Annotated in this window: 11 protein-coding genes; 6 read left to right on the top strand and 5 right to left on the bottom strand. The window is 70.3% G+C overall.

What is annotated here, in order from left to right; translation table 11 throughout:
* Positions 1–114 precede the first annotated feature (114 nt).
* The gene (locus JAV51_RS03065) at positions 115–1,098 is read left to right on the top strand and encodes a nitroreductase family protein (RefSeq protein WP_197319066.1); all 984 of its coding nucleotides are present in this window, start codon (positions 115–117) and stop codon (positions 1,096–1,098) included.
* Positions 1,099–1,124: 26 nt separating this feature from the next.
* Here JAV51_RS03065 and JAV51_RS03060 read toward each other — a convergent pair whose 3' ends face one another.
* Positions 1,125–1,868, bottom strand: coding sequence for an SDR family NAD(P)-dependent oxidoreductase (locus tag JAV51_RS03060; protein ID WP_197319065.1), 744 nt, complete (start codon positions 1,866–1,868; stop codon positions 1,125–1,127).
* A gap of 102 nt (positions 1,869–1,970) precedes the next feature.
* Here JAV51_RS03060 and JAV51_RS03055 point away from each other — a divergent pair, with 102 nt between their 5' ends.
* The gene (locus JAV51_RS03055; RefSeq protein WP_197319064.1) at positions 1,971–2,681 is read left to right on the top strand and encodes an MBL fold metallo-hydrolase; all 711 of its coding nucleotides are present in this window, start codon (positions 1,971–1,973) and stop codon (positions 2,679–2,681) included.
* 30 nt (positions 2,682–2,711) lie between these two features.
* Here JAV51_RS03055 and JAV51_RS03050 read toward each other — a convergent pair whose 3' ends face one another.
* Positions 2,712–4,037, bottom strand: a complete 1,326-nt coding sequence (locus tag JAV51_RS03050) for a hypothetical protein (RefSeq protein ID WP_197319063.1) — start codon at positions 4,035–4,037, stop codon at positions 2,712–2,714.
* Between the two features lie 329 nt (positions 4,038–4,366).
* Here JAV51_RS03050 and JAV51_RS03045 point away from each other — a divergent pair, with 329 nt between their 5' ends.
* The 3 genes from JAV51_RS03045 (at position 4,367) to JAV51_RS03035 (ending at position 8,174) form a co-directional block, all read left to right on the top strand.
* Positions 4,367–6,109 (top strand): pyruvate dehydrogenase, encoded by a 1,743-nt coding sequence (locus tag JAV51_RS03045; RefSeq protein ID WP_197319062.1) that lies wholly within the window; start codon positions 4,367–4,369, stop codon positions 6,107–6,109.
* Positions 6,110–6,137: 28 nt separating this feature from the next.
* Positions 6,138–6,557, top strand: a complete 420-nt coding sequence (locus JAV51_RS03040) for an OsmC family protein (protein ID WP_197319061.1) — start codon at positions 6,138–6,140, stop codon at positions 6,555–6,557.
* 234 nt (positions 6,558–6,791) lie between these two features.
* The gene (locus JAV51_RS03035; RefSeq protein WP_197319060.1) at positions 6,792–8,174 is read left to right on the top strand and encodes a DUF4389 domain-containing protein; all 1,383 of its coding nucleotides are present in this window, start codon (positions 6,792–6,794) and stop codon (positions 8,172–8,174) included.
* A 21-nt stretch (positions 8,175–8,195) separates the two neighbouring features.
* Here the strand turns inward: JAV51_RS03035 and JAV51_RS03030 are convergent, their stop codons facing one another.
* Both JAV51_RS03030 and JAV51_RS03025 read right to left on the bottom strand, forming a co-directional pair.
* Positions 8,196–8,654 (bottom strand): universal stress protein, encoded by a 459-nt coding sequence (locus JAV51_RS03030; RefSeq protein ID WP_197319059.1) that lies wholly within the window; start codon positions 8,652–8,654, stop codon positions 8,196–8,198.
* Positions 8,655–8,685: 31 nt separating this feature from the next.
* Positions 8,686–8,967, bottom strand: a complete 282-nt coding sequence (locus tag JAV51_RS03025) for a hypothetical protein (RefSeq protein ID WP_197319058.1) — start codon at positions 8,965–8,967, stop codon at positions 8,686–8,688.
* A gap of 106 nt (positions 8,968–9,073) precedes the next feature.
* On the opposite strand from JAV51_RS03025, the gene JAV51_RS03020 reads away from it, so the two are divergent.
* A complete protein-coding gene (locus JAV51_RS03020; protein WP_197319057.1) occupies positions 9,074–10,003 on the top strand; it encodes an AEC family transporter in 930 nt (309 codons plus the stop codon).
* A gap of 100 nt (positions 10,004–10,103) precedes the next feature.
* On the opposite strand, the gene JAV51_RS03015 is transcribed toward JAV51_RS03020, so the two are convergent.
* Entirely contained in the window at positions 10,104–11,285 is a 1,182-nt protein-coding gene (locus JAV51_RS03015) for a winged helix DNA-binding domain-containing protein (protein ID WP_197319056.1), read from the bottom strand.
* Between the last annotated feature and the right edge of the window lie 23 nt (positions 11,286–11,308).

Genomic DNA, 11,308 nt, shown 5'->3' with positions numbered 1-11,308 from the left:
CGCCGCAGCACTCGACGGCGTTCGGGGAGACGGGACCCGGTGAGGCCGTTCGGCCCTCGATCACGGGCTCTTCGACGGATGACACCGGCGTCGCGGCGGCAGGATCGTGGGATCATGACGAAGCGCGAGTGGTCGGCCGGCGAGACCGACGTGCTCGCGAGGGCGATCGTGCGAGCACCGTCGGTGCACAACATCCAGCCGTGGCGGCTGGAGCTGCCCGACGGCGAGGCGAAACTGTTCGAACGCGCCGATCTCACGCTGCCGCACCACGATCCCGACGACCGCGATCGGTCCATTTCGTGCGGTGCGGCGGCGGCGAACCTGGAGATCGCCGCGCGTGTGCTGTCGTTGCGGCCCCGGTTGTGGCTGTTGCCCGACGGACCCGACTCCGACCTCGTGGCGCGGCTGAGCGTCGAGGGCCCGGGGCGACCCCACGAGAACGACCTGCACCGCTACACCGCGATCGCCCGCCGCCACAGCTATCGGCAGCCGTTCGCGGGCCCGAAGCTGTCGAGCGAGGACGTCGCCGACCTCGCGGCGGAGGCGAGCGGGGACGACGTGCACGTCCGGCCCCTCGTCGGGGATGAGGACGTCGACGCGCTGGCCGAACTGCTCGACTACGCGGGCGCGGTGCTGAAGAACGACCAGGGATACCAGCGGGAGTTGGCGATCTGGACGATCCGCGACGAGCGGTCACGCTCCCACGGGGTCGGGCTCGCGAGCGGTGCGTTGCCGTCCACCTCGCTGCCCTGGGCGGGCCTCGTGCGGGTCCGCACCGCGTTGCCCGACCGCGCGGTGCTCGCCCGACGGCTGGCGGAGGAGACGGTGCTGGTGTTCGCCACGGGCGAGGACGGCAGGCTCGCGCACGTGCGCGCCGGGATGGTGATGCAACAGGTGTGGTTGGGGGCGGTCCGACGCGGACTCGTCGCCGCCGTGCAGACCCAGCCGCTGCACCTGTCCGAGGCGCGACGCCGCTTCGCCGACCGCCTGTCCTTGGACGCGTATCCGCAGGTGCTCATGCGGGTCGGCAGGCCGTCGGGCGAGGTCCCGACGAGCCCGCATCGGCGCCCGAGCGAGTTGTTCGCCCCGCCCGAGTGACCGGGGCGCTCGGGCGGGCGACGTGCTCAGCGGGGCAGCCGCCGCCAGATCGGGCGGGGGAGCAGTCGCATGAGTCCGAAGACGGGCCGCAGCACTGCGGGCACCCACACGGTGTGCCGACCCGAGCGGAGGGCGGCCACCGTGGCGTCGGCGACCGAGTCGGGCGTGCTGGAGAACGGCGCGGGTGTCATGCCCCGGGTCATCCGGCCGATGACGAACCCGGGCCGCACCAGCAGCAGCCGCACGCCACTGCCGTGCAGGGCGTCGGCGAGCCCCGACGCGAAGCCGTCCAGGCCGGCCTTCGCCGAGCCGTAGACGTAGTTGGCGCGCCGCACGCGCACGCCCGCCACCGACGAGAAGACGACCAGCGTGCCGTGTCCCTGCTCCCGGAGCAGGTTCGCCAGGTGGGTGAGCACGCTGACGTGGGCCACGTAATCGGTGTGCACGATGGACACCGCGTGGGCGGCGTCGCGCTCGGCCAGGGCCTGGTTCCCGAGGATGCCGAACGCGGTGACCACGACGTCGAGGGGCCCGTGGCGGGCGACGACGTCGTTCAGCACCCGCGCGTGGGAGTCCAACTCGTCCGCGTCGAACTCCACCCGTGCGACGGTCGTCGCTCCCGCCGCTCGCAGCGCGCGTTCCTCGTCGTCGAGGTCGCCGCTGCGCCTCGCGGCGAGCACGAACGACCGGGCGCCCTGTCGGGCCAGCCGGGTCGCCACGGCCATCCCGATCTCGCTGCGTCCGCCCAGCACCAGCACAGTCCCGTCCATGCGCCCATCCTCCCGCAGCGTGTCCGCCGTCTACGCACGCGTGTCCGCACCTCCCGCACGCGTGTCTGCGAGCGCCGGGCACCGGACGGCTACCATGCGCCCATGTCCGAGCGCCTGTATTTCCGGCAACTGCTGTCCGGCCGGGACTTCGCCGTCGGTGACCCGGTTGCCACCCAGATGCGCAACTTCGCGTACCTGATCGGCGACCGCGAGACCCGCGAGGCCGTGGTCGTCGACCCCGCCTACGCGGTCGACGACCTGCTGGCCGTGCTCTCGGACGACGACATGCGCCTGGTGGGGGTGCTGGCGACCCACCACCATCCCGACCACGTCGGCGGTGACCTGCTCGGCTTCTCGTTGCCGGGTGTGGCGGAGCTGCTCGCACGGGTGTCGGTGCCCATCCACGTCGCCGCGGAGGAACTGGAGTGGGTCCGCCGCACCACGGGCGTGTCGAAGACCGACCTCGTCGCCCACGACCACGACGACCGGCTGGACGTCGGCGCCGTCTCGCTGCGCCTGCTGCACACCCCCGGCCACACGCCCGGCAGTCAGTGCTTTCTGCTCGACGGTGCGCTGATCGCGGGTGACACGCTGTTCCTGGACGGCTGCGGTCGCACCGACCTGCCCGGCGGGGACGTCGACGCGATGTATCGGAGCCTCCAGTGGTTGGCGAATCTGCCGGGCGACCCGGTGGTGTATCCGGGGCACTGGTACTCCGCCGAGCCGTCTGCGTCGCTGTCCCACGTGCGCCGCGAGAACGTCGTCTTCCGGCCCCGTTCGCTGGAGGAGTGGCGCGCGCTCTTCGGCGGCTGATCGGTCTCGCGCGCAGGGCGTGGACGCGAGTCACTGATTCTCGATGTCGATCGCCATGACCGTTCCGGCCCCGCCGATCGAAATGACGTGGTCGCTGGTCGAAGGCCCGTTTCCCAGGCCGAGTCGGCGCGTGATGCCGCGGGTGAGTCGCCAGTATCGGGCGACCTTGCCCTCTCGTAGCTGGCGATACAGCGTGCTCTCCAGTCCACAGCGAACCCGGAGGACTTTGTGTCCCCACAACGGGGCCGTGTACGAGCGGCCCTCGAAGGTCGCGCCGTTCGGGAGTCGGTAGGTCGACAGTGCGGTGTCGGGGGGAGGGTCTCGGAAGTCGTCGGCCGGGAAGAGTTCCTGCTCGTTGCCCTCGGGAACGTGTGTCGAACGCTGACGCGGGGTCGTGTAGCGACGTGCGTCGGCGACGTCGCCTGCGAAGATCAAGGCCGACGCTGCTGCGGATCTGGCCAGGACACCGAGGAACCAGGGGCGATCGCTGTCGGCGATGCGTACGATCTCCGGCGCGGACGCCGGCTCCTTGGCACCGTCGAGATCGTCGAGCCTCGGTGTGTCGGCGTCCTGTGCTGGTACGGCGTGCTGAGCCGACTGCTCCGGAGAGTCGGCGACCAAGTCGTTCGACGTGGGCTGGCGGGCGGTGAGCGTCGCTTCTCCCGGTTCCCCGTCGAGAAGCTCGGGAACGTCTGCTTCCTCCCCGGACCAGAGGTCCTCTTCGCCAGGCGGGTCCAAGACGTACGACGAGATGCCGTCTCGCTTGAGCAGCGATGCGATCATCAGTGATCTCGGCTTCTTCTCCCCGATCTCGATGGTCTGCACCTGAACGCATGCCTTGGCGAGTTGTCCGTGGAGGAAGGTCTTGTCCTCGTGGGTGCCCTTGCACTCCAGGACGAAGATCTTGACCTTGGTGCCTCTGGCGTTGTGTCCGACGAGAAAGTAGTCCGGACGCTTCTTCGAGATCTTCGTCGGAACGACTCGGCCGACTCGCTGGATGTACCCCGCTTTCAATGCCACTTCGGCGTCGATGGCCTGGAACCGGAACTCCGGATACCAGCGTGCGAGAAGGCGTTTCGCGATCACGAGAGCGAAACCCACGCCCAGTTGTTCCGATTGCGTCATTTTGTGGTGGTAGACGACGTCCTCGGGAGTGTGGGCGAGGACGAGTTTCCTGCTCTGATTGGTTCCGAGCGTTCCGCAGTACCGGAACCGTGCCCAGAGATGTGCGATGTCGGCGAAGGGGCTCTCTCGGAAGAAGCTGGTGGCCACCCCCAGTTCGTGGAGGACCTCGACCGGCCTGGTCTCGAATCCTTTCGAGAAGGGGAGGTGCACGGGTTCCGGTCGCTTGCCCAATCGAAAACTTTCGTCACGACGTGCCTTGTCCGCCCGGATTCGGTGGACGTGCTCCGCGAGCTCCTCCGTGGAGTGAACTTCGAGAAATCCCGGTGTGTCGAGCATTCTCAGTATTGGAGCTTCCCGCACGCGTCACCCCAGGTGTCGTACCGGTTTTTCCGATGTCTCCTGGTTTTGACGTTACGGAGTGTGTTGATCGTTTCGCAATGGGCTCAACAGGTGACTGAGTCGATGGACAAGATCGCTCTCCGCGCCCGATCCCACGTTTCACTTGCTCGCCGAAGGGCTACCTCTCGGCGGGAGTGAGCGTCGGTGGAGAGGGAGTGCGCATGGCCAACCAGACGGTCGCCGAGCAGGTGGTGGACATGCTGGTGCAGGCCGGTGTGGAGCGGATGTACGGCGTCGTGGGCGACAGCCTCAACCCCGTGACCGACGCGGTCCGCCGGAGCCCGAAGATCGAGTGGGTGCAGGTGCGGCACGAGGAGGTGGCGGCCTTCGCCGCCGGTGCCGAGGCGCAGATCACGGGCAAGTTGACGGCGTGCGCGGGGAGCTGCGGCCCCGGCAACCTGCATCTGATCAACGGCTTGTACGACGCGCATCGCAGCTCGGCTCCCGTGGTCGCCATCGCCGCGCACATCCCGAGCGAGGACATCGGGACGTCGTACTTCCAGGAGACGCACCCGGACCGGTTGTTCGCCGAGTGCAGTCACTACTCGGAGATGGTGTCGACGCCGGATCAGATGCCGCAGACGGCGCAGATCGCCATCCAGACCGCGATCGGCAGGGCGGGCGTGTCGGTGATCGTCCTGCCCGGTGACGTGGCCGGGATGGACGCGCCGCGGCGTCGCACCGAGATGGCGCTCGCGACCGGCGGTCCGACGGTGCGGCCGGGGGAGGCGGAGGTCGACCGGCTCGTGGAGCTGATCGACGAGGCCGAGCGGGTGACGTTGTTCTGCGGGCGCGGAGTCGCCGACGCACACGACGAGGTCATGGAGTTCGCGGGCAAGGTCCTCGCGCCCGTCGGGCACGCATTGCGCGGCAAGGAGTGGATCCAGTACGACAACCCGTTCGACGTGGGCATGTCGGGGTTGCTCGGTTACGGCGCCGCCTACGAGGCGATGCACGAGTGCGACCTGCTGCTGTTGTTGGGCACCGACTTCCCGTATCGGCCGTTCCTGCCCGACGACGTGCGCATTGCACAGGTCGACATCCGGCCCGAGGCGTTGGGGCGACGCTCCCGGCTGGACCACGGCGTGTGCGGGGACGTCAAGGAGACGCTGCGGGCCGTGACGCCGCGCGTGCGGCGGAAGACCGATCGGCGGTTCCTCGACCGGATGTTGCGCAAGCACGCCGACATGCTGGAGAACGTCGTGTCCGCCTACACCACCGACGTGGAGCGGCACAAACCCATCCACCCCGAGTACGTCGCGGCGGTGCTCGACGACGAAGCCGCCGACGACGCGATCTTCACGGTGGACACGGGGATGTGCAACGTCTGGGCCGCCCGCTACCTCAGCCCCAACGGGCGACGGCGGATGATCGGCTCCTACACGCACGGGTCGATGGCCAACGCCATGCCGCAGGCCATCGGCGCGCAGTTGCCGTCCACCGCGAGGCAGGTCATCGCCATGGCCGGTGACGGCGGGTTCTCCATGCTGATGGGAGACTTTCTCACCATCGTCCACTACGGACTGCCCGTGAAGGTCGTGGTGTTCAACAACTCGTCGCTCAGCATGGTCGACCTGGAGATGCTCGTCGCCGGGCTGCCCCCGCACGCGACCACCTACCCGGACACCGACTACGCGGCCATCGCGAGAGCCGCGGGCGCGCACGGTGTCCGCGTCGAGGACCCCCGCGACGTACGCGCGGCGCTGCGCGAGGTCCTCGACCACGACGGACCCGCCCTGCTCGACGTGGTGACCGACCCGAACGCGCTGTCGATCCCGCCCCGCATCACCGGCCAGCAGCTCACCGGCTTCGCGTTGGCGACGAGCAAGATGGTGCTGCAGGGCGGTGTCGGCCGCATGATCCAGCTCGCGCGGTCGAACCTGCGCAACATCCCTCGCCCCTGAGGGACGGCATCCCGGTAGGTTCGACGCCATGACGACATCTGGCAGGTCGGTACGGGTCGAGCGCGAGTCCGCGGGTCACTACGTGGCGCACAACGGTCGTGGTGCCAGCATCCGGTTCGGCAGCGGCGACGACGAGTTCAGTCCGGTGGAGTTGCTGCTCGCCGCGATCGGTGGCTGCACCGCGATCGACACCGACGTCGCCACCAGCCGTCGCACGGAACCCGACGAGTTCGTCGTGACGGTGGCGGGCGACAAAGTGTCCGACCCCGAGTCGGGCAACCGGATGGAAAACCTCTCGGTGACCTTCCGGGTCCGCTTCCCCGAGGGCGAACAGGGTGACGCCGCGCGGGCCATGCTGCCGCGCACGGTCGCGTTGTCCCACGACAAGCTGTGCACCGTGAGCCGCACGGTCGAACTCGGCACGCCCGTCCGCATGGTCGTCGAATAGGCCGCGCCCGGGTGGTCGCGATCGGATCGGCGACCACCCGTTCCCGCGTCGACGGCGCGCCTCCGGGGACCTAGGACCCCGGAGCGGGGGCCGACGGACCATGGCCCGTCGACCGTGGGGCGGGGACTCTGGGCACCGTGGTGACCGGCCGGCGCCTCGACGACGGACGGGCCGTGGGCTGTCGTCGTGGTCGTGGCGCGGCGGTCCCGGTGACACGAACGAGAGGTCGATCCGATGACGACACCCTCGACGGAGCCGATCCGGGTCCACGGGCGACTCGACACCCCGCTGTCGCGGTGGCTCTGGCTGGTCAAGTGGTTGCTCGCGCTCCCGCACTACGTGGTTCTGGCGTTGCTCTGGATCACCTTCGTGGTGCTGACCCTCGTGGCCTTCGTGGCGATCCTCGTCACCGCCCGGTATCCCCGCGTGCTGTTCGACTTCAACGTCGGGGTGCTCCGCTGGGCGTGGCGCGTGCACTACTACACCTACGGTGCGTTGGGGACCGACCGCTACCCGCCGTTCACTCTCGCGGACGTCCCGGACTATCCCGCCCGGCTGGAGGTCGACTACCCGGAGCGGTTGTCGCGCGGTCTCGTGCTCGTCAAGTGGTTGCTCGCCTTCCCGCACTACCTCGTCGTGGGTTTCTTCGTCGGCGGAGGAGCGTGGTTCGGGTGGCAGACCACGGTGCGTGGCTGGAGCGGTGTCGGGCTGGTCGGGGTGCTCGTGTTCTTCGCGGCGGTGGCCCTGTTGTTCACCGGCCGCTACCCGACCTCGATCTTCGACTTCGTTCTCGGGATGGACCGCTGGGCGCTCCGCGTCGGCGCCTACGTCGGACTGCTCACCGACCGGTACCCGCCGTTCCGCCTCCACCAGGGTGGTGACGAGCAGGGCACGTCCGTACCGGAGCGGCAACCCGACGGCCCCGGAGGCTGGACGCCGGGCCGAGTCGTCTCGGTGGTCGTGGGTGCGCTCCTGGCGTTCGCCGGGATCGGGCTGCTGATCGGCGGTGCGGTGGCGTTGTGGGTGGACCGCAACGAACGCGACGCCGACGGCTACCTCACCGCCTCCGCGACGCTCGCCACCAACACCGACGCCGTGCGGACCGAGCCGATGCGGTTCGCAGGCGGGGTCGCTGACCAGGTCGGGGATGGACTCGGTGACGTGCGCGTGAGCGTCACACCCCTGGAGCCGGAGCGCAGCGTGTTCCTCGGTATCGCGTCGGCCGAGGACGCGGCCCGCTACCTGTCCGGAACTGGGCACGCGGTCGTACGCGACGTCACGGGCGACCGGGTGCGCACCGAGACCGTGTACTCCGGGGGACCGCCCCCGCCGCCGGAGTCGGTGGACATCTGGGTGGAGTCGGCGACCGGGAGCGGGACGCAGTCCGTGGAGACGACGGTGTCGACCGGTGATTGGGTGCTCGTCGTGGTCGATCAGGACGAGGTCCCGGGCGTGAGCGTGCGGGCCGAGGTGGGCGCGACCGTGCCCGCGCTGCCGAAGGTGGCGGCGACGGCCCTCGGCGCCGGTGCGGTGGTCCTGGTGATCTCCGTGGTCCCGATCGGGCTCGCCGTCCGGCGCGCCTCGCAGGGGCGCAAGGCCGAGCCTCGGTCGGACTGACCCGCGCTCACCAGCCAGGCGTCAGTCACCCTGCGTGGGGACGACCACCACCGGACAACGGGCGCGGCGGACGCAACTCGCCGCGACGCTGCCGAGCAGCACTTCCGACGCCGCCCCGTGCCGGTGTCGGCCGACGACGAGGAGATCCGCCTCCGCCGAGGCGTTGACCAACACGGTGGCGGGATCGCCCGTGCGGACCGTCTCCGTGACCGGCACCTCGGGCGGCACCGCACGCGACACCACGTCGTGCAGCCGGTCGCGCACCTGTCGTTCGTCGAGTCGAGGGCGCACGCCGTGGGGCTGGAGGGCGTAGGACGTGCCGGGAAGCGCCTCCTCCCGCTCGCGCACCGCGATCACCGACACCTCACCGCCACGGGACGCCGCTTCCGACAGAGCCCAGCGCAAGGCGTGCTCGGCCGCCGCCGAGCCGTCGTAACCCACGACGAGGCGGCGAGGGGCTGCTGGATCGGGACGAACCATGGGACCTCCCTGTCCCGCACGTGTCGTCGGTTCACGGATCGCGGTCGTCGGTCGAGCCTGTCCGCACGTGTCGTCGGTCACGACTGCGGTTGTCGGTCGAGGGCTCGAGGTGTCGGTCGGCGCTGTCGGCGAGCGCGTCGCGTCGGGCGAGCAGATCGGTCGGGACCTCGTCGACGGCTCTCGCGGGCCTGCTGCGGGCGCCTGCCGACAAGTGCGCCGGAACCTCCTGGTCACGGGCGTGCCGGCCCTCCGCTCGGTGCTGCCGGGGCACCGCTGCGAGTGGCTCCGGAGGAGGGGACGCGTCGTCGCGCATGCCCGAAGGCTTCCCGCCCGGGGGCCGTCGTAACGACTGCCGCGACGCGCACCCGCCCCCGATTGACCGCCGTCACAGCTCTACGGTGTCGCTTCGTGACAGCCACATGAGCGGCGTGATCGAAGGTTTCCTCGTCCTCGCCTGTGTCGTCGTCGTCGGCTACGCCGTCGGGCGAGCGGGCGTGCTGGGTCCCGCTGCCACCGAGGTGTTGTCGCGTACCGCCTTCTTCGTGGCGAGCCCGGCCCTGCTGTTCACGACGCTCGCGCGGGCCGACGTCAGCGATGTGTTCTCGGCGAACCTGCTCGTCACCGCCGTGACCAGCTCACTGGCCTGTCTGCTGTACGTGCCGGTGGGACTGGTGCGCCGCAGACCACCCGGCGAGACGGCCATTGCGGCGATGGCCAGCGGATACGTCAACGCGGGCAACCTCGGGTTGCCGGTCGCGGCGTACGTGTTCGGCGACGCCACGGTGGTCGCGCCCGTGCTGTTGTTCCAGCTCGCGGTGCTGACTCCGGTGTTCACGACGGTGCTCGACGTCGTCTCGGCCCGGCGTGCGGGGAACAGACCGACTCTGGGGCGTGCGTTCACGGCGCCGCTGCGCAATCCGCTGGCCATCGCGTCGGTGGCGGGGATCGTGGTCACGGCCACCGGGGTGAGTCTGCCGACGCCGGTACTCGCGCCCGTGGAGCTGCTGGGTGACCTCGCCGTGCCCGCCATGCTCCTGGCGTTCGGAATCTCCCTGCACGGCGCGAGCAGGCCCGGCCGGGACCCCGACAGTCGGATGCCGCTCGCCGTGGTCGTGACCTTGAAGACCGTGGTGCACCCACTGCTGGCGTTGGGGTTCGGCCTGGCACTGGGCCTGCGTGAGGTCGATCTGCTGGCCGTGGTGGTGTGTGCGGCCCTGCCCGCCGCGCAGAACGTGTTCGGTTACGCCGTGCGATTCGGGCACGGGGTCACCCTGGCCCGCGACGCCGTGCTCGTGACGACCCTGCTGAGCCTCCCCGCCATCCTCACGTCGGTGGCGTTCCTCCTCTGACCGGCGTGTCCGCAGTTCCCGCACTCGTGTCCTCAAGCTTTGAACGCGTGTCCGCGGGTCCCGCACTCGTGTCCGCACCGCGCGGACGACGGGGTCGAGGTCAGGCCACGATCTCCAGCTCCAGCGGACTGCGGCGTCGGCCTCGCGGCGCCAGGCGCGCTCCGGCGAGCGCGGCGGTGAGCCGCTCCGCCGCGGCGTCGACGGCCGCGACACCGTCCGAGCCGATGTCCTCCAACAGCCGGTACGTGACGTCGCCCCGGCCGTCCTGGCTCCACCCGCCCACGATGTGGCCGTTCCACCACACCGTCGGCCCGGCGTTGCCGGTCGTGTCGAACACGCGCTCGGCGTGCTCGCCGAGGTACCAGTCGCGGTGCTTCCACCCCATCGACGTCGGGTCGAGAGCGGGCAACAGCGCCGCCCACGGAGCGGGACACTCCCCGACCTCGGTGTCCGCGTCGGGGAGGTCAATCCCCGTGCTGCCGTGGACCTCGACCTCGACGGGTCGCAGCGCGGTCAACACCGTCCTGGTGCGCGTCTTCGTCCAGCCGGTCCACCACTGCAGGTCCTCGGGCAGCGCCGGACCGTGAGCAGCGAGCCAGTGCCGGGCGAGGCGTACCTCGGCCTCGGCCACCGGTATCGACGGGAGGTCCTCGCCCAGCCAGGTTCGCATCGACGACCACTGGTACTGCTGGGACGTCCACGAGCCGCGCGGTCGCCCGCGCACGACGAGACCCTCGGTCGACAGCAGCAGGAGCAGTCGGCTGGCGACGCTCTGCCTGTTCTCGTAGCGCTTGCCCTGCGAGAGGACGACGGAGGTGCCGAGGCGTGGGTCGGCGTCGGCGAGGTCGGCCGCACCGATCTCCGACCGGCTGGAGAGCACGGCCAACGCGGCGTCGCGGGCCTCGTTGAGGAAGCGTTCCGGCTCGGCGACACCGCTCGCGGCGAGCAGCGTGAGGAGCGTGCGGCGTTCACGGTCGGCCACGTCCGCCGCGCAGGCGCGCAGGAAAAGCGGGGCCAGTGGGCGGGGAGTGACGAAGACCGTCCGGCGCACGGCGAGCAGCCGGAGCAGGCTGCGCTCGGTGTAGAGGGCGTCCTCCAACGGCGTCCGCCGACAGTCGCGCGTTCGTGCCCAGGTGGAGAGGTACACGGTGGTGGGATCGGTGCTGTGCATGGCCACGAGGCTGTCGGCGACGTCGAGCGGGTCGGACGCCGCCGCGTCGGGTGCGAGCCGGTGGCGTCGGCCGAGCAGGGCACGCCGCTGCGCGGCACTGATCGTTCGCATCGCACTCCTCGACGTTGTGTCAA

Origin of the sequence: Saccharomonospora sp. NB11, from assembly GCF_015910535.1 — a bacterium.
In the GTDB taxonomy this organism is placed as follows: Bacteria; Actinomycetota; Actinomycetes; order Mycobacteriales; family Pseudonocardiaceae; genus Saccharomonospora.
This window is presented reverse-complemented; position numbering and strand designations above follow the sequence as displayed.